Source organism: Vreelandella rituensis, assembly GCF_003336665.1.
GTDB classification, from domain to species: domain Bacteria; phylum Pseudomonadota; class Gammaproteobacteria; order Pseudomonadales; family Halomonadaceae; genus Vreelandella; species Vreelandella rituensis.
On record NZ_QPIJ01000061.1, the window covers coordinates 1 to 21,983 of the forward strand.

General features: G+C 57.5%; 16 protein-coding genes and 1 tRNA gene. 7 read left to right on the forward strand and 10 right to left on the reverse strand.

Translation table 11 applies throughout. From position 1 onward, the window contains the following. Nucleotides 1–264 precede the first annotated feature (264 nt). The gene (locus DU506_RS17950) at nucleotides 265–648 is read right to left on the reverse strand and encodes a SpoIIAA family protein (protein WP_114488250.1); all 384 of its coding nucleotides are present in this window, start codon (nucleotides 646–648) and stop codon (nucleotides 265–267) included. Nucleotides 649–859: 211 nt separating this feature from the next. Between DU506_RS17950 and DU506_RS17955 the strand changes: the two genes are divergently transcribed. Beyond that, nucleotides 860–1,531, forward strand: a complete 672-nt coding sequence (locus tag DU506_RS17955; RefSeq protein WP_114488251.1) for a glutathione S-transferase — start codon at nucleotides 860–862, stop codon at nucleotides 1,529–1,531. Between the two features lie 20 nt (nucleotides 1,532–1,551). Here DU506_RS17955 and DU506_RS17960 read toward each other — a convergent pair whose 3' ends face one another. Then, nucleotides 1,552–3,594: a CocE/NonD family hydrolase gene (locus tag DU506_RS17960; RefSeq protein ID WP_114488252.1), complete on the reverse strand. Its 2,043-nt coding sequence runs from the start codon at nucleotides 3,592–3,594 to the stop codon at nucleotides 1,552–1,554. 60 nt (nucleotides 3,595–3,654) lie between these two features. Further along, nucleotides 3,655–4,956 (reverse strand): ATP-grasp domain-containing protein, encoded by a 1,302-nt coding sequence (locus tag DU506_RS17965; protein ID WP_114488253.1) that lies wholly within the window; start codon nucleotides 4,954–4,956, stop codon nucleotides 3,655–3,657. 367 nt (nucleotides 4,957–5,323) lie between these two features. Here DU506_RS17965 and DU506_RS17970 point away from each other — a divergent pair, with 367 nt between their 5' ends. From DU506_RS17970 to iadA, 3 genes are read left to right on the forward strand one after another with little or no spacing between them, the layout of a single operon-like run. Then, entirely contained in the window at nucleotides 5,324–6,178 is an 855-nt protein-coding gene (locus DU506_RS17970) for a cyanophycinase (RefSeq protein WP_114488264.1), read from the forward strand. Next, nucleotides 6,175–8,817 carry a cyanophycin synthetase gene (gene cphA, locus DU506_RS17975; protein ID WP_114488254.1) on the forward strand — a complete coding sequence of 881 codons (2,643 nt, stop codon included), beginning with the start codon at nucleotides 6,175–6,177 and terminating at the stop codon, nucleotides 8,815–8,817. Before DU506_RS17970 ends, cphA begins: the two co-directional genes overlap by 4 nt. Beyond that, nucleotides 8,814–9,986, forward strand: coding sequence for a beta-aspartyl-peptidase (gene iadA, locus DU506_RS17980; protein ID WP_114488255.1), 1,173 nt, complete (start codon nucleotides 8,814–8,816; stop codon nucleotides 9,984–9,986). The genes cphA and iadA overlap by 4 nt, the downstream gene beginning before the upstream one ends. Before the next feature lie 110 nt (nucleotides 9,987–10,096). On the opposite strand, the gene DU506_RS17985 is transcribed toward iadA, so the two are convergent. The 4 genes from DU506_RS17985 to DU506_RS18000 form a co-directional block, all read right to left on the reverse strand. After that, nucleotides 10,097–10,285, reverse strand: a complete 189-nt coding sequence (locus tag DU506_RS17985; protein ID WP_114488256.1) for a tautomerase family protein — start codon at nucleotides 10,283–10,285, stop codon at nucleotides 10,097–10,099. Between the two features lie 66 nt (nucleotides 10,286–10,351). Then, nucleotides 10,352–11,089, reverse strand: coding sequence for a creatininase family protein (locus DU506_RS17990; RefSeq protein WP_114488257.1), 738 nt, complete (start codon nucleotides 11,087–11,089; stop codon nucleotides 10,352–10,354). 207 nt (nucleotides 11,090–11,296) lie between these two features. Continuing rightward, nucleotides 11,297–11,373, reverse strand: a tRNA-Arg gene (locus tag DU506_RS17995). Nucleotides 11,374–11,424: 51 nt separating this feature from the next. Continuing rightward, nucleotides 11,425–12,372, reverse strand: coding sequence for an AEC family transporter (locus DU506_RS18000; RefSeq protein WP_114488258.1), 948 nt, complete (start codon nucleotides 12,370–12,372; stop codon nucleotides 11,425–11,427). Nucleotides 12,373–12,502: 130 nt separating this feature from the next. Between DU506_RS18000 and DU506_RS18005 the strand changes: the two genes are divergently transcribed. Then, on the forward strand, nucleotides 12,503–15,568 hold the full coding sequence (locus DU506_RS18005) for a sensor domain-containing phosphodiesterase (RefSeq protein WP_114488259.1): 3,066 nt from the start codon (nucleotides 12,503–12,505) through the stop codon (nucleotides 15,566–15,568). A 78-nt stretch (nucleotides 15,569–15,646) separates the two neighbouring features. Here DU506_RS18005 and DU506_RS18010 read toward each other — a convergent pair whose 3' ends face one another. Both DU506_RS18010 and DU506_RS18015 read right to left on the reverse strand, forming a co-directional pair. Beyond that, nucleotides 15,647–17,668: a CocE/NonD family hydrolase gene (locus DU506_RS18010; RefSeq protein WP_114488260.1), complete on the reverse strand. Its 2,022-nt coding sequence runs from the start codon at nucleotides 17,666–17,668 to the stop codon at nucleotides 15,647–15,649. Between the two features lie 24 nt (nucleotides 17,669–17,692). After that, nucleotides 17,693–18,988, reverse strand: a complete 1,296-nt coding sequence (locus DU506_RS18015; RefSeq protein WP_114488261.1) for an ATP-grasp domain-containing protein — start codon at nucleotides 18,986–18,988, stop codon at nucleotides 17,693–17,695. Between the two features lie 167 nt (nucleotides 18,989–19,155). On the opposite strand from DU506_RS18015, the gene DU506_RS18020 reads away from it, so the two are divergent. After that, nucleotides 19,156–20,217, forward strand: coding sequence for an alpha/beta hydrolase (locus tag DU506_RS18020; protein WP_114488262.1), 1,062 nt, complete (start codon nucleotides 19,156–19,158; stop codon nucleotides 20,215–20,217). Between the two features lie 47 nt (nucleotides 20,218–20,264). Here DU506_RS18020 and DU506_RS18025 read toward each other — a convergent pair whose 3' ends face one another. Then, on the reverse strand, nucleotides 20,265–21,827 hold the full coding sequence (locus tag DU506_RS18025) for an RNA-guided endonuclease InsQ/TnpB family protein (protein ID WP_114488263.1): 1,563 nt from the start codon (nucleotides 21,825–21,827) through the stop codon (nucleotides 20,265–20,267). A gap of 20 nt (nucleotides 21,828–21,847) precedes the next feature. Between DU506_RS18025 and DU506_RS22870 the strand changes: the two genes are divergently transcribed. Next, a partial coding sequence (locus tag DU506_RS22870; RefSeq protein ID WP_181870809.1) for a transposase occupies nucleotides 21,848–21,983 on the forward strand: 136 nt, incomplete at its 3' end.

The following is a 21,983-nucleotide window of genomic DNA, read 5'->3' on the forward strand; positions in this document are numbered from 1 at the left end:
ACCCACTACCCACCATCCAACACTAAAGGAGGCGCGGACAGGGAACCCCGAGTCGTGCTGCGCACGACGCGCTATCCCTCCCGGCGCTAAAGCAACCGGGTTTCCCGCGCAAAACGATGAATACTCCGGTGACTATGTACCTCTATCGTCTTCTTGTCCGAAAGACCAAGAAGATACTGATCAAGCCAGCATTTAAAGGGGCTCTGCTCAGGTTGCGCAAGCCCCTCTCTGCAAGGCCCTTCTACTTGTGATTTTCTGCAGACCTCACCTTTGCTGCGTACCCTTCCCTTCAACAATCCACTGTTGTGCGTCTTTCAAGTCGTCAAAGGGAAAATGCCGGAGCTTGGCAGCGACAAAATGATCGGCCAGTTTCTCGCCCACCTTGCCGACCACGGAGTCCGTCACGAGGGCGACCTTGGGAATCTTCTCGTGGTAATCACGGATAAAGCGAAAGTGTGTGAGCATGGCATTGAAGGATTCCCAGCCCGGAAAGTCACGGGCATTGATGATCACTCCCTTTATTTCCCCACCCTTTTCAAGAAACTCATCTGCCAGGCGCGTAACGTACTCGAAATCCGCCTCGCGCAGCTCATCGCCGGGATAGAGCGTGATAATGCCTTGATTCTCGTCTAGCTTGCTTTCCAGCATGAAGCCTCCTGAATCGATATAGGTCTTTCCTGCCAAGACAAGGTGCCTTGTCAGTATAAGACATGGAACGAGACCCTGCGCCGAAGCGCAATAAGCAACCGACCACCGCTTACGTCCTTCTGGCACTACATGGGTTCAATGCGATGAGAATGTTAAGCTCTTTCTTACCGATGCCGTTTTAACCGGCCTGCCTATCGCTTGGAGCTTCTATATGATTCGCGTTCATCACCTGGAAAAGTCGCGTTCACATCGCATTCTCTGGCTGCTGGAAACGCTAGCGCTTGAGTACGAAATCATCACCTATCAGCGTGATAGCGATACACAGCTTGCGCCTGAGGCCCTCAAGCGCGTTCATCCGCTGGGTAAGTCGCCGGTCATCACCGATGGTGAGATAACGGTGGCGGAATCTGGCGCCATTATCGACTACCTGCTTAGCCGCTACGGTGAGGGCCGCTGCCAGCCAAGCAGTGACAATATCGCGGAGTGGGCCAACTATCGTTATTGGATGCACTACGCGGAAGGCTCGCTGATGCCGCTGTTAGTCATGCGCTTAGTGTTCGCTCAGCTACCCAAACAGTCGCCGTGGGTGATCAAACCGATTGCCAAGGGCATTAACGACACGGTGAACAAGCGATTCATCGCGCCGCAGTTAACCCAGCACCTGGCCATGATAGAAAGCCACCTTGCCACGCACCGGCAGTTCTCTAGCACTTGGCCGAGCGGAGCCGATGTGCAAATGAGCTTCCCGCTACAGGCGCTGGCGATGTCTCAATCGCTTGACGACTACCCAGCGATTGCGGCTTTTGTCGAGCGTATCGACGCCGATTCAGCGTGGCAGCGAGTGGTAGAGCGTGCGGGCCCGCTGACACTGCCGGGGCAGTAGTTTTTCGGGCAGCAAAAGCCTCAAACAAGGTCGCGTGGGATCTCCTCGTCCCAACTCTTGGAAAAAACCAGACTATCGCCCTCAAAAGCATCCAACGTCGCACGCAAGCGAAAGCTTGCTGCGTCGGAGGTCATCAAGGTACGGGTCACGCTGCGCACTTCCCAGTCGCCGCGTCGGAAACTGCGCTCCCACTCGGTCAAGCCGCTCAGGCTGTCATACTTTCCATACGCATAGGTATAGCGCTCGACGACCCGTGACGAGAGTTCCAGATCGATATCATCGAGACGCAAGGTACCGAGATCATTGATGACTTCGAGTGTGGTTTGATCTCTGGCCAGATCACGTATCACCCGCCAGGCTTCCTCGCTCGGCTGGATCAGGGTCACCGCTAGCGGCGGCGCGGCCTCCGGCGGGCCGAATGCTGGCAGTGCGGCTTCTTCCTGAGGCCGGGGTTCGCGGCATGGCAGGATCAGTCGGCAGCCGGCAGGGTGCACTGTCAGCTTGACGGGCACTGGCGACGGCCAGGCCAGCGGCCAGTAACTGGTAGATAGCGAGAGCCGCATGGCGTTGCCGACGGGAAATCTCTGCGCAATGTGTTTAAGCGGTACACGCACCTGATAACGCTTGCCGGGCTCCAGCTGCTGGGGAAATTCATCACTGTCACGATGGGTCAGGTTGAGCAGGCCATAGGTAATCCGGGTCGCCTTGTCGTCTTCGGCTATGTCGCTGAGCCGTAGCGCCACCATCGCCACCGGCTGATCGGCTTCGATATCGAGTTCGACAATGGCTTGTCCGCAAATCTCGATGTCTTGATCGAGTCGTGCCGTCTGGAATATCAGCGCACCGCCATCCTCGTCGCGTTGATCGTGAGGCAGATCCGGCGGGGCATTGTAGGAACACCACTTGCCGCCATACAGCCCAACCGACAGCGGCGAACGCACGGTAAGAGGCACATCGTCGCCCGATATGGAAGCTGGGGGATCCTGCGGGACAGGCAAGAGGTCATGACCACTGGTGAGGCAAAAGTGTTTCGGTTCGATCCGCGACGAGGGCCAGCACGGTTCGGTAACCCAGCGCCCCGGCCGTACCTCGTAGCGGGCCGACGGCGGAACCGATTCCTGCATCCATACGCGCAGCATCGGCTCGTCCATGATGCCCGTTTCCTTGCCCTTCAACCAATAGTCCCACCAGCGCAGCGATTCCTGCAAAAAACCAATGGCCGGGCCAGGAACGCCAAGGTGGGGATACATGTGCGCCCAAGGGCCGACCAGGCCCTTGCGTGGCACGTCGAGCCCTGCGAGCAACCGGAACACGGCATTGCAGTAACCATCGGCCCAGCCGCTAACGGCATACACAGGGCAGCGAATGCGTGAGAAGTCTTCGCAGACCGAGCCATGCTTCCAATATTCGTCGCGGCGCTGATGCTGGAGCCAGGTAGCCAGCCAGAGCCCACTGTGCTCAAGGCGCTCCAGCCACATGTCCCGCCAGCGCTCACCGACCAATAGCGGGTCGGGCGGGCAGGTATTGCCATCGAACATGGTCGAGGCCCATGACAGGTTGTCGCCGAGCAGGCAGCCCCCCATGTGGTGGACATCATCGGCGTAACGATCGTCGGTCGAGCACAGCGTGATAACAGCCTTCAGCTCGGGCGGCTGGAGTGCCGCGATCTGCAGGCCATTGAACCCGCCCCAGGAGATGCCGATCATGCCGACATCACCGGTACACCAGGGTTGCTCACCCAGCCAGTGCAGGACTTCGACGCCATCGTCGAGTTCCTGTTGCAGGTATTCGTCGGTCAGCACGCCGTCCGACTCGCCACAGCCGCGGATGTCCACACGCACCCCGGCGTAGCCGTGGCCGGCCCAGTAAGCGTACGTCTGTACGTCGCGTACCGCCGTCAGGTCTCGCTTGCGATAAGGCAGGTACTCGAGGATTGCCGGCACCGGATCGCTCTCGGCATCCACCGGGCGCCAGATACGTATGCCTAGCCGGCAGCCATCGGCCAGCGTGATCCAACCCTCCTCCTCCTGCACTTCGCGGGGAAAATCGCTGACGATATGCATGAGCCTGCTCCCTTTTTCGTCACTGGATTTCTTATAATTGATGCCCGCGACGAGACCACGTCAGCCGACGATGTCCTCGAACGCGAAATGCAGCTGCTCGGCAAGTCGTGCGTAGTTCTCTTCCAGCGTGACGTCGTCGTCTGCGCACATCCACACATAAGCCAGGGCAAAACTGTAGCTGTCTTGCTCAGGCAGGGATGACAGGCGCATACCGACCTCGACCTGTAGCGTGATCATGGTGCCGGGAAATGCTCGCTGCAGTGTCTCGATCTCCTCGGCACTCGGTACTTGGCTGACGGTGGCGTCGGCGAAGAACACCCGGTAGAAGAATTTCGCTGCGACCTTGTATGCCCCTTGGCGGTAAGGCATGTCGGGCAACTGTCCCAGCGCCAGGTCCACGGTCACTTGCTGATGACTGATCCCATCGACCTTTTCGAACAGGTCGCAATGCGACTGTGCAATGCGGGTGTTGATCTCCAGCAACCAGATACGATCCTGTACTTCGTCCCAGAAGTATTCGATGTTGAAAGCCGCATTGTCGTAACCGATATGGGTCATGATGGTACGAGTCAACTGCTGCATCTTTTCCTGAATAGGCGCAGGCAGGCGGGACGGGTAGCGATAAGAGAAAAAGCTCAGGACTTGCGGATAGCGCATCGAATCGACAATGCCATAAGGAACGACATCACCTTGGAATACGTAGCCCTCGACCGTACATTGCCACCCGCCGATAATCTCTTCCGCCATGCAGTGGCCGCCATCGACCGAGCGTACGTCGTCGGGCAGGCTGGCGTGCTCCAGCACGTAATTGAAAGGCTCTGAAATCGTCCCGATGTCTTCACATAACCGCGCTACGGCATGGGCGAAGTCTTCGGGGCTTTCGATGCGAAAGCCCAGCCGCGAGCCTGACGATTTGATGGGTTTGACGAAGAAGGGAAAATACAATCCCGCCTCCCCTATCTGCTGCAGTGCCTGGGCATCGAAGGGGTCGAAGGCGGTAAAGCGGGGAATATAATCGGCAATCACTTCATGCTGGACAAGACGACTCCAATACTTGTGCTCGCATTTGAGCAAACTTTCAAGACTGGTGGAACGCGTCCCCAGTCGCTCGCAGAGCAGCGGCAGCATGGTCGAGACGGGAAAATCCATGTAGCCGATAATGGCATCGATAGGTTCACCGCACCCTTTCAGCTGGATTTCGGCTCTGGCGAGCATATCTTCGATAGGAAAGATCTCCGTATCATAGACTTCCGCTGGCTCGATCACGCCATGAAAGCGGTAATTCTCAGCCCCGCGTAAATGCTCGAGTCGTTTACGATTGTGTTCATCCAGCCCGACAACGAAAATATTCCGAACACTCATGATCGCCTCCTGGCGCAAGCTCGGCTGTTGCTGTCCTCGCCGCTTTATTTAGTAGTGCAGAAGAGATTAGTAGTGCAGCAGGGTTGGCGCTTGCCCGTCCTGACGTTCGATCAAGGCTTTGGGAAGACCCTTTTATCGAAGCATAGCGGGTTATCGTTGCTGCGCCGGGACAATACACAAGAGAGCAGAAACTCCACTATTCCACAGGAGGAATTTAGTCAGGCCGAGGGTTCGTTATTAATCTGGCGAGGGCGGTTTTCAGCTGTTATAAGTGAAGATATGGGTTAAAGCATCACACAATACGACATTGCCGATATCGGCAATGATTCAGCGTTCCTCAAAAGCGTCGCTTGGCGGCGAATGGGATATGGCTTCACTCCACCCTACCGTTTCCGGCCACATCGTGGCCATTGGCGGAGCCGAGGACAAGACGTCCGAACTCATCATCCTTCGGCGGGTCTTCGAACTTGCTCCAAAAGACAGTGACGAAGTCGCTATCATCGCCACGGCCAGTAGCATTCCTGAACAACTCCTGCCCTCCTACGAAGCAGTCTTTACTCGCTTGGGCGCAAGTCAAGTCCATGCGCTGGACATCCAGGACCGCCAACAAGCCGCCGATGCCAACAATGTCCGGCTTATCCAGCGAAGTGGCGTGATTTTCTTCACCGGCGGGGATCAGCTTCGCCTGACCAATGTCTTTGGCGGCTCAGCCACACTTCGAGCCATCCGCGAGCGCTTGAAGGCCGGCGCCGTCGTGGCCGGGACCAGTGCCGGTGCCGCAGCCATGCCAAGCACCATGATCTATAATGGTGCGGCGGCAGACGCCTTGCGCAAGGGGGCGGTCAACATGAGCTTCGGTCTCGGCTTCGTTCGCGGGGTGATCATCGACAGCCACTTCCTCGAGCGAGGGCGATTCACGCGCCTCATGGAAGTGGGTGCCAGCAATCCGGAGCAGCTGGGTATCGGCATTGGCGAGGATGCAGCTGTGATCATTCATCCGAACCGCATCCTGGAAACCATCGGGCCAGGGCACGTCATCATCATCGATAGCCGGGATCTGGCGAGTTCCAATATCGCGGAACTGGCCATGGGCGAACCGGTCGCCGTCGAGAACATGATCCTGCATGCCATGGTCAGTGGCCATGGGTACGATATCGATGCACGGCGCTATCTCGTCGCCGATGATCTCGATGCCATCCTGGCGGAGAGGCAAGCGCAATGAACATTCTTGAGCATCGGGCGCTACGCGGTCCGAATTTCTATAGCCGCTATCCGGCAATCTTCATGCGACTGGACATTGGTGAACTCGAGGGGCGGCCGAGCGATACCGTTCCCGGCATCGCAGAACGCATCACCGAACTTTTGCCGACCCTGTACGAACACCGCTGCTCGGTGGGGCGGGCCGGCGGGTTTCTGGAACGGCTCGAACGGGGCACCTGGGCCGGGCATGTGGTGGAGCATGTCGCGATCGAACTACAGAATTTGATCGGCTTTTCGGTGGGCTACGGCAAGACGGTCGATTCCTACGAAACCGGCATCTATAACGTCGTCTACCGTTACCGGGACGAAGCCTGCGGTCTGGCGGCGGGAGTGGAAGCCGTCGATATCGTCGCCCGGCTCTTCAATGGCGACGAGATAGATATCGCCTCGGCAGTAAGCCGTCTCAAGCAGGTGCGCGACGCCCATATGCTGGGGCCATCCACGGCATCGATCGTGGATGCCGCCGTACGCCGAGGGATTCCCTGTATTCGCCTTGACGAGGACAGCAGTTATGTCCAGTTGGGCCACGGCTGCCGTCAGCAACGAATCCAGGCGACGGTGACTTGCCGCACGAGTCTGATCAGCCACGGCATCGCCGATGACAAGCATTGGACCAAGCAAGTGCTCGGCGAGGCCGGGATTCCCGTGCCGCTCGGGCGCGTTTGCCACTCGCTCGAGGAAGCGCTAGAGGCCGCTCTCGATATCGGCTATCCCGTTGTCGTAAAACCGCTGATCGGCAATCACGGCCGCGGCATCAGCACGGACATTTCCGACGAACCGGCGTTGCGGGAGGCGTTTACCATCGCATCTCTTCAGAATTCATCGGTCATCGTCGAGAGTTTCGTCAAGGGCGAGGATCACCGGCTGCTAGTGATCGATGGCAAGCTCGTCGCTGCCGCCAGGCGGCGCCCGGCACATGTGGTCGGCGATGGTCAGGCGACGCTGCAGGCGCTGATCGACAGGGAAAACCAGGATCCGCGCCGCGGTATCGGTCATGAAAACCTGCTGACACGGATTCACCTGAACGATCAGTCGCATCGGCTGATAGCTCAGCAAAATCTGACCTTGGATACTGTCATCGCGCAAGACGAGATCATCTACCTGAAGTCCACGGCGAACCTGAGCACCGGGGGCACGGCGACGGATGTCACCGAGGATGTCCATCCTGAAGTGAGGTACACCGCAGAGCGCATCGCCCGCCTGATCGGACTCGATATCATCGGCATCGACCTGCTAGCAGAAACCCTGACGATGCCCCTGGAAGAACAATCTGCCGCGGTGGTCGAGGTCAACGCTGGTCCGGGGTTTCGCATGCATCTTTCACCGACCCATGGCACAGGCCGGGATGTCGGGCATCACGTTATCGAGATGCTTTTTCCAGATAGTGAAAACACCGGACGGATACCCATCGTTGCGGTGACCGGCACCAATGGCAAAACCACCACGGTGCGTTTGATCTCGCACTTGCTTCGCCAGGCGGGACGCAGTGTCGGCACGGCCTGCACAGGCGCCATTGAGATCGACAACCATACCATCATGCGGGGCGATTACAGCGGGCCACAGGCAGCCGCTACCGTACTCCGCGAGCCTACCGTCGAGTATGCCGTGCTAGAAGTCGCGCGAGGCGGCATCCTGCGGCGCGGGTTGGGCTTCGATGAATGCCAGATCGGCGTACTGCTAAACATTGCGAGCGATCATCTGGGGGAAAACGACATCCATACCCTGGATGAGCTGGCACGCTGCAAGACCGTGGTGATCGATGCGGTCAGCCCGGAAGGGACGGCCGTGCTCAATGCCGATGATCCGCGCGTGCTGGCGGGCAGGGAATGGGCCAGAGGAAATGTGATCTACTTTTCTCTCGACCCCGACTCAGCGCCTGTCCGCCAGCATGTGCAAGCCCATGGGATCGCTTTCACGGTTCATGACGACTGCATCGTGTTGCGCCAAGGAAATGTCGAAGCCTCCATTATTTCGGTGACGGATGCCCCGATTACCTTCGAAGGCCATGCCCCTTTCAATGTTGCCAATGCCCTGGCCGCCAGCGCCGTGGCCTATGCCCTGGGGCTAAGCATTGCCGATATCCAATTGGGCCTGCAGACGTTTCACCCGACGCCGGGGCAGAATCCGGGACGCACCAATCTTATCGACGCCGGCAACATAAAAGTGCTGATCGACTACGGCCATAACGTACCGGCGCTTGAAGCCTTGAGCGAACTCGTGAGCCGTATCCCCGCGCTGCGGCGCATTTGCGTGGCCAGCGCCCCGGGCAACCGTCGTGACGAGGACCTGTATAGCCTGGGCGCTCAGCTGGCCAGCATGCATGACATTGTCTTTCTGTATGAAACCGATCCGCGAGGCCGCCCCGCCGGTGAAACCGCCACCCTGCTGCGCGCTGGGGCGGAGTCCAGCCCCGGCACCTGCCGAGTCGAGGTGGTCATGAAAGAACATCACGCCGTCGACAGAGCGTTCAATGAGGCCAGGGAGGGCGACCTGCTGGTACTGTTGATCGATGACGTCGAGAGCGCCACCGAGCGCCTGCGTGGGCGCCGCTTCCTGCCGGATACCTCAACCACGGGTAGTGACGCGGGTGACCGGTCATGATACCCCGCAATGCGTGTAACCCCGGGCTCATGACCCTGCTGCGTGTCGGTGGCATCTTTTCGCCTGAGCACCTCGAGGCAACCGACATCCTCATGGCGGGAGGAAAAATCATCGCCCTGGGAAACGACCTCGGCATCCCCGAGGACTGGCCTATACAGGTGGTCGAGGCCCGCGATCTTATTGCTGTTCCCGCCTTCATCGACCAGCATGTGCATGTCACCGGGGGCGGAGGCGAAGGCGGTTGTGGTACCCGCTGCCCGGAAATTACCGCACGAGAAATTGCGGCGATGGGCATTGGCACGGTGGTGGGTGTTCTCGGCACTGACGGCATCAGCCGCTCTCCGGCGGATCTGCTGGCCAAGGTACGCGGGCTTAATGCCCAAGGCATCTCGGCCTTCATGTATACCGGTGCCTATCGTGTCCCGCCTCCCACCCTGACCGGCGACATTCAGCGCGATCTGGCCTGGATTCCCGAGGTCATCGGCCTGGGCGAAATCGCCATCTCGGACCATCGTTCGAGCCAGCCACGCCAGGATGAAATCGAACGGATCGTCAGTGATACTCGTATCGGTGCCATGCTGGCCGGCAAGCGGGGTATCTGCCATTTCCATATCGGTGATGGAAAGCGCGGGCTGGAGCCGCTGCGCAGATTGCTATCCGAGACCGAGATTCCCGCCGATCAGGTGATCCCCACCCATGTGAATCGCCATCCTGCCTTGCTCGAGGAGGCCGCCGACTATGCCTTGGCGTTCAACGCCAGCGTCGACGTCACCGCCTTTGAAGATGCCGGTGACGGCCTTTCCGGTTTCGACGCGGTGTTCCGGCTACTGGAGCGCGGCGTAGCCCCGCAGCGCATCACCATGAGCTCCGATTGCAACGGCAGCTTGCCGGAATTCGATGCCAACGGAACGTACCTGGGAATGAAGGTAGCCAAAAACACCACCTTGATTGCGGATTGGCAGCGCCTCGTTCGTGAAGGGGTACTGCCTCTCGAATCGGCCTTGGGACTGATTTCCACCAACGTGGCCCGGGTACTGGGTTTACACACCAGCAAGGGGCGTTTAGCTGTCGGATTCGAGGCCGATGTGACGCTACTCGACCATGAACTCCAGCCGCAGCAGACATTCGTGGCGGGAAAATGTATCTATGGCGTGAGCCGCACGGAATAGCTCAAGACATTTTCCCTTGCGGTTATCGCACTTACGGGACCAAGGTTCACCATCAGGGCATAGACCCGCACCAGTGACAACAGGGTTCTCGCCATGGGATCGGCTCGGGACTAGGGCTGGACGTCGCAGCCCATTACCCCGCCCTTGGCCCAATCCTCGCCATCGACCTCATTGAAAAACACCTGCACCGATGCCGGATCGGCGTCATAGACATCGACGAAGGCCGCGGTAATGCGCGCGGCGAGCTCACGCTTCTGCTCCAGGTCACGAGGAAACTGCTGAATGGTGACGATCGGCATGCGGGGGTCTCCTAAGGGCAATAAAACATCATGATTCGATGAAACGAGGGCGACTGGCAACCAAGATCAACTGACCAGGAACGCCTGGTAGGCTTCCCAGGCATCGTCCACGCCGGTCTTCAGGAAACGCTTGCCATGCTCAACCCTGGCCAGCGAGGGGTCGGAGCCCATGCGGCCATCGGGAAAACGCCGGCGGAAGGTATCGGCGTCGCACTCGGCACTGCCATTGGGCGCCAGCTGCGGCGACATCGCCACCGACTTCTCGACCCCGGCGGCGTACCACGACAGCGCCACCTCCGAGGCCGTGGCATGGTTGCCCTCGGCATCGCCGTACAGCGATTGCGCCAGTTCGCGACCGCGCGGCCCAGTGAACCAGCTGTACAACGACAAATTCAGCGGTTGGTCGGCACCGGACAGGCTGCGTGCGGTATAAACCTCGGCGAAGGCGGCCTTGATGGTGGCGATATTGCCCCCGTGGCCGTTGAGGAAGAACACGTGGGTAAACCCGTGGCGGGCCAGCGACACGATGGTGTCGCGCAGCACCGCGATCAGGGTACTGGGGGCCAGACTCAGCGAGCCGGGAAAGGCCAGGTGATGCTGGGCCATGCCGATGTTCTGGGTCGGCGCCACCAGTACTTCGTAGCGCTCCCCCAATGCCCAGGCAATCGCCTCGGGGCAGATCGCATCGGTGCCGACCAAGCCGTTGGGGCCATGCTGCTCGGTAGAACCGATCGGCACGATGATGCCCGTGTGGCGGGTCAGGTAGGCTTCCACCTCCTGCCAGGTGGCGTGCTGCAGTCTCATGGGGTCTCCTCGAAAAGATTAGGCGAGTGGAAGGCCCACTTTAGCAGCAAACCGCCGCCCCTGAGACTGTCGGAAGGCTCGTAACGTCCCGCCACGCCTTGCATGTCATGATGGCCATACATAGCAATCAGGACTTTTCAGACGGAGGGGGACCAGAACCAAAAGAAGAAATTCAGTAGGGATAAAACTTTAAGCAACTGATTTTATTGGCGTCCCTGGCAGGAGTCGAACCTGCGACCTGCCGCTTAGGAGGCGGCTGCTCTATCCTACTGAGCTACAGGGACTTGGAAGGGCCGGTAGTATAACTTCTTGGCCTCTCCAGGCCAACCACCGCCTTAGATCCAGCCGAGCAGGCTCAATCCGAAAATCCCAAGAGTAACCGTGAGACTGGCCATCAAGGTGGTGAGCGCAATGATGTTGGCCGCAAGCGCTGAATTGCCGCCCATCGCTTTTACCATCACGAAGCTTGCCGCGGCAGTGGGGCTGGCAAAGAACAGGAACAACAGCCCTAACTCGCGCCCGGAAAAGCCATACAGCCGAGCGGCGATGGTGGCCACTATCGGCAACACCAGCATCTTCATGCTGGCGGCGCTGAACGCCACTGCCTGGCCTTTGCGCACCTCTCTAACCGAGAGTGTGGCGCCGATACAAATCAGTGCCAGCGGCAGCGTCAAGGAAGCGAAGTAATCGCCGGAGGTCATCAGCCAACTAGGCAATGGAATTTCCCAGGCAGTAAAAGGAAGCGCCACCAGCACTGCCAGAATCAAGGGATTTTTCACCATGTTATATGACAGGCTGCGCCAATTCGTGGACTGCTCAGGCTGGTAATTTGAAAGTATGATTACCGAGAGAGCGTTATACATCAAAATCACCACTCCCAGGAGCAGGCTACCTGTCGAAAGCCCGTAGTTGCCATACATGCCCGCCGCCAGCGCCAGCCCCACCACACCACAATTTCCACGAAATGCGCCTTGCACATAGACGCCTCTGTCGGCCGCGGGTACTCGATAATGCGCCCACCCCCAACTCAGCAGGAACTGGCCTAGCGTGGCAAAAGCAAAGAACAGCAACAGCTCAACATCCAGGGCCACTTGAAGGTCCGCCTTTATCAGGCTCAGGAAAATCAGTGCCGGCAATGTCCCCTTGAATACCAGGGTCGAAGCGGTGGTTACAAAGGCGGCATCAATCCAGCCTAATTTCTTAAGCCCCAGCCCGATAAATACCATGGCAAATACCGGCAGAGTGATATCCAAAGTACGAGAAAAAAGTTCAACCAGGCTCATCAATGAGTTCTCGTGCAAGTAAGTAAAATGCCATACTCCACCGTTCGCTCAGTTTTGTCGACAGGCTAGACACCGCCAGCAACATAATGGAAAGTAGGCAAAAACATGCACGCTACTGCACAGGCTTCGTATGCTCCCGGCATCTATTCCATCCAATGAGCCCCAGCGATTACGGGCGTTGAAGCGTTATTTGCTTAATGACCGTAGTGACGACCTGGAGCTGGATCACATTACGCGTCTAGCGGCGGTGTTCTGCCAAGCGGATTATGCGCTGATTTCGATGGTCGACGAGCAGCATCAGTGGTTCAAAAGCCGTTATGGCAGTATCGAAAAGGGCGAGACACCCCGGGAAACTTCGTTTTGCGCTCATGTCGTCGCTAGCGGCAAGCTGCTGGAAATTCCCGACGCCCGTGACGATCCGCGTTTCGCCACCAGCTCCTGGGTCATCGAAGCGCCGTTTCTAGTGTTCTATTTCGGCGTGCCGCTTCTCACACCTGATGGTCTGTGCCTCGGCTCCCTGTGTGTATTCAGCTGTCACCCCAAGAAGCTCAGTGATGATCAGCGCGACCTCCTGGCACAACTTGCCAGTGAGATCATGTTGATTCTTGAGTACCGTCTTGCCGAACGCGCCCAGCGTGCCACACGACAGGCGGGTATCGGTGTCTGGGAAATGGATGTCGCGACCCGTTCCATGTACTGGAATGAGGTGATTTATGCCCTCTATGAGCTCAGCCCGGATAATGATGCCGGTTTATTCGAGCGCCTGGCCGCCTATGCGCCTGAAGACCGGAGGAGCCTGACCCAGGCACTGAATCAAGTCATCAACCAACAGCAATCTTTCAGCGATACCTACCAACTCAATACCGCTCAGGGTAATTTACGCTGGGTCAGAATCACCGCCTATCCGATTGTGGTCGACAGCGCGGTAACGCGTCTGATCGGCACCATGTGCGACATTACTTCGCGCAAGGAAGTCGAGGCTCGCCTGCTTCGCCAGCAGTCGTTGGAACATGCGATTCTGCGTGCTCAAGCCTGTTTTCTCGAAGAAAGCGATAATCAACTCGCCTTCGAGCAGCTGTTGAAAGATATTCTGGAGCTCACCGAAAGTGAGTACGGCTTTATCGGTGAAATTCAATGTCGCGAGGATGGCAGTCGTTTTCTCAAGACCCATGCTATTACCGATAATGTCTCTGAGAAGACATATCACGATTTCTTTGCTGATCACTCCAGCGTGGACATGGCATTCAACCATCCTGATAGCGCGCTGTGCCTTGCCATGCACCAAGGCGAGGTGGTGATTTCCAATGCGCCTGAAACCAATATTGAGAGTAGCCTTCCTCTTGAGCACCCTCCCCTGAATGCCTTTCTTGGCATTCCAATCCTGGTGGATAATACGCCGATTGCCATGCTGGGACTGGCCAACCGATCCGAAGGCTATACGCATGCCTTGATTGAGTTTCTTGCGCCATTACTGGGCAGCATCGGCCAGTTAATCAAGAACCTGAGCATTCAGCGTCGTTACCGTCAGGATCAGCAGGCTATAGCGCGACTCTCCATGGTGGCCAAGCAAACCAGCAACGGGGTAATGATCACCGATGCGCAAGGGGGAATCGAGTGGATCAACGAAAGCTTTAGCCGTTTGAGTGGTTACTCTCTTGACGAAATCAAAGGTCAAAGGCCCAGCCATTTACTGGAAGGACCCAAGACCGACAAGCAAACCTCGCGCCGGTTTTCGCGGGCATTGGCGCAGGGCAAAAGCATTGAAGGAGAACTGCTCAATTATCGCAAGGACGGTTCAACGTACTGGGTGCATGTCAACTGCAACCCCCTCTCGCCCATGGACCATATGGCTTGCGGCTTCATTTCCATTCATTCCGATATCAGCACTGCCAAGGCGCATGCCGACGCCCTTTACAGCGCCGCTTATCTGGATGAGCTGACCGGCTTGCCCAACCAGCGCTTGATCAACGAAAAGCTGCAACATTTCACTCGCCAAGCAGACTACAAGGGCGCCACCTTGCTGGTTCAGGTACTCGACCTAGATGATTTCAAGCGCATCAACGACCTTCTAGGGCATGACATCGGGGATGGTGTACTCAAACTGATGGGCAAACGCCTGCAGGAGGCAATAGGCGAAATAGGCATCGTCGGTCGATTAGGCGGCGACGAATTTGTCGTGATCTGGCCCACTGATTTGCCCACGCCACCCTTGGTAGATGCTATCGGCCTGCCCTTCACCATCGAAGGCCAGCGGTTGAAAGTCACCACGAGCAGCGGCATCACTCATTATCCGCAAGACAGTGCCGACCCGGACACCTTGATTCGCCATGCTTATCAAGCACTCTACCAGGCCAAGGCGCTAGGCGCCGCCAACACCACCCATTACGACCCGGCCAAGGAACTCTCGACCCGCGAGCGCAACCAGGAACGGCGGCACATGGCCAAGGGCCTGCATAACAATGAGTTCCGGCTGTATTATCAACCTCAGGTGAATCTCAAGACGCATCAGGTCATCGGGGTCGAAGCGTTGATTCGCTGGCAACATCCGGAGCGAGGGTTACTTCCCCCGATTGAATTCCTTCCCTTGATCGAAGGTAGCGAGCTGGAATTCCATCTTGGGGAATGGGTAATAGAAGCTGCACTCAAGCAGCTTGTTACCTGGCAAGCCGACGGGATCAGCCTGCCAATCAGCGTCAACATAAGCCCACAACACCTCCTCCACCCGGGTTTCATGTCGCAGCTCAAGGCTCTGTTGGCAGCTTACCCCGCCGTTCTCCCCCACTTGCTCTCCCTGGAAATTCTCGAATCCGCCACGCTCGACGATATGCAGACCGCCTTGGAAGTGCTGAAAGAATGCCGGCAATTGCATATTGATGTCGCACTGGACGACTTCGGCACCGGTTATTCTTCGCTGGCGTATTTCCGCCAGCTGCCGGTGCAACTGATCAAGGTCGATCGTGATTTTGTGCGCGACATGCTCGAGAGCAAGGATGACCGAGCGATCGTCGAAAGCATCGTGTTCATGGCCAGGAAGTTCTCACGCCCGGTACTTGCCGAAGGCGTGGAAACCATGGCACATGCCCAGGCACTCGTGGAGCTGGGCTGTTTCCTTGCGCAAGGCTACGGCATCGCCCGCCCGATGCCTGCCGATCAATTTCCCGGCTGGCTTGCAAATTGGCAAGCCGAACATCGATGACAAACCGGGCATAGATGACGAACTGGACATAGATGAAAGGTTGCCGCAAAAACCTGGATACAATGGCTAAGACCCAGCCTAAACCAGCTTACGCGGTATGCTGACATCCCAGTTTCGTGAATAGACACGCTGCTCGCCCTCGTAGGCATCTAGGGTGGCATGCACCATAAACTCCTTCGAGTTCGAGGTGAGTATCGTCCGGGTGACGGTTCGGACCTCCCAGTCACCGCGCTTTAATGAACGATCCCAACGGGTCTCCCCCACCACACTGTCGAAATCATCATCTTTCGAACGGTAGCACTCCACTGCCTTGGTCTGCACTTCAAGCCCCGAGTCCTGCAGGCGAATGGTGCCACTGTCGTTGATCACTTCAAGGGTAGAGAGATCCTCGGCCAAGTCACGATGCATATACCAATTATGATGGTCGGGTTCGAGACGCTTCGCCGGAATCGTGGGAGCGGCTTCGGCTTCTTCAAAGGCCAGCTGCTTATCCTCCGTCCGGGGCGTTCGTACCGGTAATTCCAGGGTGCTATCGCGCTGTATTACCGAAAGACGAACGTGCTCGGGGGGTGGCCAGGCAAGCGGCCAATAGGAGGTGGAAATCGATAGACGCAGCCGATGGCCACAAGGAAATACCTGAGCCACGTCATTGAACTTGACCCGCACAGTATAACGACGACCAGGCTCAAGTGGCGCGGGTGACTCATGGCTCTCTCGGTGAGTCAGGTTGAGCAAACCGTAGGTCACTCGTGTGGCTTTATCATCAGGCGCGACATCGGAAAGGCGCACCGCCACCATGGCCACCGGTCGATCCACCGAAAATGCCATTTCAAACACCGGCGCGCCCATGATTTCCAGCGTCTGCTCCAAGGGGGGGCTATCGAAGGTCAAGGCTCCCCCGTCTTCTTCACGCTGGTCATGGGCCAGATCAGGGCCCGCCGCATAAGAACACCACTTGCCGGCGAACAGCCCACAGCTCAACGGTGACTGAACGGTCAGCGCCGTTTCTTCATCCGTTCGAGTGCCGTCAATGGATAATGCTCTTTGTGCCAACGGCAAATGCCAGGTGGTAATATCCGGAGAAGGCCAGCTCGGCTCCATCACCCAGCGACCGGGGCGGTGGCCGTAACTGGTGGTGGGTGGAATGCTGTCCTGCATCCAGACCCTGACCGCCGGGTCTTCCTTGACCCCGGTTTCTTCATCCTTGAGCCACTGGTCCCACCAGCGCAGACATTCCTGCAGAAAGCCGATGGCCGGGCCTGGCTCACCCAGATGCGGATACTTGTGGCTCCATGGTCCAATCAGCCCTTTGCATACTTCGGGCAGGTACTCTGCCAGCCGCTTGACGGCATTCGAATAGCCGTCCGCCCAGCCACTCACGGCCAATACCGGCGTTTTCACCTTCGAAAAGTCTTCACAGATGGAGCCATGCTGCCAGAAATCATCCCGGTGCGGATGCTTGAGCCAGTTGATCAACCAGGGATCATTGCCTTCCAGACGCTCGTGCCACATTTCGCGCCAGGCATCGCCCACCACCGAGGGGTCGGGCGGCAATGAATTATAGGCGAACATGGTGGATGCCCAGGAAAGGTTATCCCCCAGCAGGCATCCCCCCATGTAGTGCACATCATCGGCATAACGATCATCGGTAGAACAGATACTGACCACCGCCTTGAGCGCGGAAGGCTGCCGAGCGGCAAGTTGCAAGCCGTTGAACCCGCCCCAGGAAATCCCGATCATTCCGACACGCCCGGTGCACCAGGGCTGATCTTCCAGCCAGCGCAGTATTTCCTCACCGTCGAGCAATTCCTGCTCCAGGTACTCGTCTTTCAGCAAACCGCCGGAATCACCACTGCCGCGTAAGTCGACACGGATCGACGCATAGCCGTGCCCGGCAAAGTAATGGTGATGCATGGCGTCTCGCCGCGCGGACCCATCGCGCAGGCGATAAGGAATATATTCGAGAATCGCGGGCACCGGCCGCTCATCGGCGTCTTCCGGGAGCCACAGGCGCGCATTGAGCTCGACCCCGTCACTCATGGGAATCCATACCGGGTCACGGCACTCAACGCGATGGGGAAAGTCTGTTACCTCTTTCATTGAGCTCTCTCCTGATAGGCCAGCTCATGAATCCGACAACGGCTCGATATCAAACGTCAACATATCGCGACACTGCTCGATCCGCTCTTCCAGGTCGTCTCGGTTTTCGGCGCCGACAAACAGTACGCCGAGTTCGTAGGAATAGGAATCCTGATGGAAAAGCTCCGACAGGCGCATGCCTTCGCGTACATTGAGATGGAAAATCGTGCCCGGGAATGCTTGTCTGACCCGTTCGATTTCTGCTTCAGAGGGGACACGACGCACGATGCCATCTTCGAAAACCCGCAGCATCTGTTTGGCCGCCAACGGGTAGCGGCCTTCACCGCGAGGCATGCGCGGCGTGATGCCTATCCCCAGATCAACCATCACCTGAAAATGCGATGCACCATCCACCAACTGAAAAATCGCCGCATGCGAGCGTGATAGACGCGAATTGATCTCCAGGAGCCAGAGCTTGTCATTCTCTTGGTCATGGTAAAACTCGATATTGAAGGGAGCGTTATCGTAACCAATTCGGGTCATCACCCGCCGGGCATAGTCGATAATCCGTTGCTGGACGTCATCGGGAAGCGCGGAGGGATACTCGTAACGCAACAACACCGAGCGGTGGCTCTCATCCCGCACAGTGTCGATCATTCCGGTCACCTGAACGTCACCATTCTGCACGAACCCTTCCAGAGTACATTGCCAGCCTGCGGAGATAATCCCCTCGGCGATGCATTGATTCCCGGTTATCGGGGCTATGTCATCGGGCAAGTCGAGGTATTTCATCACCTGATTCAAAGGCTTCCCGAAACTCCCGATACCCTTGCGGATGGTGGGTAGCACGGATTCAAGCTGCGCGGCATTTTCGATCAGAAAACCGAGGTGTGACGAATGCGCCTTGACGGGTTTTATCCAGAACGGATAGTCAATCTTGATGGAGTCGACGGCATTGTCATCGAAAGGATCGACCGCCTGGAACGGCGGCACGCAGTCGGGTATCGCCCTGGACTGTTCCAGGCGACTCCAGTACTTATGCTCGCATTTCAACACTGCCTCCAGCGAGGGTCCGGGCAGCCCCAAGTTCTCTCGCAGTACCGGCAGTAAAGCGCTGGTAGGAAAATCCCAGTAACCCACGATGGCATCCACCACACCGGAAAAACCTTCCAGCTCCCGCCGGGCATCCGCTACCAGTTGATCGAAATCATAGTTGGCGGCATGCACCACTTCATCCAGCGGCAATAGGCCATGAAAATGGTAGTCCTCCACATGTCGCAACTTGGGCAATAATTCCTTACCCAGGTCATCATATCCCACTACGAAAACATTCCAGGTCATGTTGCCTCCATGCTGCCGACACGTTCAGACAGTCTCTTCGCTTAACTTTCTATTTATCTTGTGTTTTAAAAGTAGACGGCTTCGCTGTTCTATTCAAAGCAGGGAAAAGCCAGGCTGGCTAACCTGAGGCACTCAATGGCCCATACCCCAGACAGAGAGGCGACAAGATGAAGCGACTCTTCTCGATACCCGTCGTAATGGTGACAATTACCCTGGCCGGTTGCTTGTCGCAAACCGCTCGACAACACCCCGGGCCAGGTACCGAGAAGGCGCGCATCGAAGACCAGCAGGTAATCGCTGAGGATGGCTACCGGCTCCCCTTGCATCATTGGACTAACGAGGGCCTGTCAGAGAAGCGACAAACAGAGAAAGATCGAGCCGTAGAAGCAAGAACACAGCCACGAGCGGTGATACTGGGAATACATGGTTTCAATGATCATGGGGGCAGTTTTTCGATACTCGCCGATGCCTTAACGTCGCATGGGATCGAGGTCTATGCTTACGACCAGCGCGGCTTCGGCGCTACCCGGCAACGAGGCATCTGGCCCGGGCACCAGCGCCTGGTTGACGATGCCACGCTCATTGCCAAACTGCTACGCAAGCGACATCCGGACACGCCACTCTATCTGGTAGGCGAGAGCATGGGTGCCGCGGTGACTATACTGGTGCTGACGGGTGAAGATGTTCCGCCGGTGGCGGGTAGCGTCTTGATTGCTCCGGCGGTGTGGGGATGGGAGGCCATGCCTTGGTATCAGCGCCTAGGGCTGTGGTTAGGCATACGTCTATTTCCGTCAATGCGTTTTTCCGGGAACTGGGTACGCAACCTGGGTATCGAACCTACCGACGACCCCGAAATCAAACGCCAACTGGCTGAAGATCCGCTAATACTGCGTCATGCCCGCGTCGATACTTTGCATGGCCTGACCCACACCATGGATAGAGCGCTCAAACGCGCATTGGTCCTGCCTCCCCCGGCCCTGATTCTTTACGGTGACACCGATGACATCATTCCACCGCAAGCGATCTGCGCCCTTCTCGGTCAGCTGCCGCAGCGAGACGGGTTTCGGATCGCATTTTATCCGGAGGGATACCACATGCTGACGCGCTACACCCAGCGCGAGCGTACCGAGAAGGATATTCTTGCCTGGTTACTAAACCCTGAGGCCTCACTGCCCTCCGGCCATGAAGTGACCCGGGACGGAGCCCATCAAGCGCTGTGCGAGAATTGATGAGCAAGGGATGAACTACCTCCAGCTAAAGCAAGGAGGTTTCCAGTCTACCCTGACGGGTCGACCTTTGTTGTAGAAAGCGGCGCTGCCTCAACGTGAGGCAAATGAAGACTGCCCGAGGTCTCGGGGCTTATTCCAGACGTCTCGACCATCGAGACGTGGGAGGCTGCCAACCTGGCCAGACCGTCCTCTCGGCTTTCTGATTTTTTACCTGATGGCCGTTCGCCCACCAGGGGAAGATCACTCTCCAGGTGCTTCTTACGCCGTCTTGCAATGGTCTTGCGCGGTTTTGCCTTAGCAGCAAACGCTCCGCTCTTGATGTCTCTGACGCCTCGCTTGGCGATATTGCGGGCGGCATTCTCGTCCGCATTGGCCTTGAGGCCGCATGCCAGGCAATGAAACCCGGCTTGAGTGGGCCGCTCGGTGTTGCGGCTGCCACAGGCATGACACTCCTTCGAGGTGTACGCCGGATTGATCTTGAGAAAGCCCTTGTTCCGGGCATTGGCCTTGTATTTGATCAGTGTGTATATCTGCCCCAGGCCGACATTGTTCAGGCTGCGGTTAAGCCCGGACTTGGCCCTTGCCCCATTTTTAAGGTTCTGGCGGCCTTGGGTTTTCTTCTTCGCCCGCCTGGTCATCGCCTTGAGTTTGAGGTCTTCCACACAGATGATCTCGCACGACGTTTCCACGACGCTCCGCGACACGCGATGCGCGAAATTCCGGCGCAGTCGATGAATCTTGCCATGCAGGGTGGATATCTGGTTGGCGAGATGACGCTGATTGTTCGACGCGCAGCGCCTGGACTTATTGCCATTGCGACGCTTCTTGCCACTGAGGGCTGCCTGAAGCCGCTTGATCCGGTCGTTATGCCGCCGAAGCTGGCGCTTTTCTTCCGGGGTGTAGTCGAAGATCGTGCCATTGCAGGCCTGAAGGGGGCGGGCAACACCGCCATCCAGTCCGGTGATATAACCCAGCAGCTTGTCGTCATCGAGGTACGCAACGTCGTTGAGTAGCGCCTCGTTGTCAGGGCAGGTCTGACCATCATCCAGTGGGCCAGAGAACGTGAAGCTGCGTCCCTGGCGGCTGATGATGAACTGCTTGCTCAGTGACGCAGACGAATAAGGCACGGTGATAGAAAACAGCTTGGTGCGCTTCCTGGTTGCCGAGTCATAGATCGTCACCTGAGTCTTGTCGCTTGCGACAGGCTGACGATCAAACAATTCCTGGGTGATGATACCGCTACGTTTCTTGTTTCGGCCTTTGACCTTGGGAAACCTGGAAATCCCTTTTCGGGCGGCTTCCGCATCGGCATAGGCCGAGCTGGCAGCGTTACGCAGTATCTGAGGAGGGATGTCTTTCAGGAAGGCAACGTCAGGGGCTTGCTTGATCGGGGCGTACGCCTGGTTGATCTCGGTTCCTCGGCCTTGCGCCAGCAAGTCACGATACTCACGCACCTTACAATTACGCAGCACATTCGCGCCACCTATCCATTGAGCAAAGGCGGTCGCCTGTCGTGAAGACAGGCGATCCGAAATACTTAATGAAAAACCGCGCTGTGCCATAAGGGACCTGGTTGCATAAACAGGACAATGATTCCAGGCTAGCGCCATCCCCCTGATGAGTCAAGACTATGAGTGGCGAATATCCCTGGAGAACTGGCAGGTCATGCGTTTACCGACTTCACTACCACCTTGTCTTTGTCCCGAAATATCGGCGTGATGTCTTCACCGAGTCGATGCTGGTCCGTTTGGACGCGGTGTTGCGCG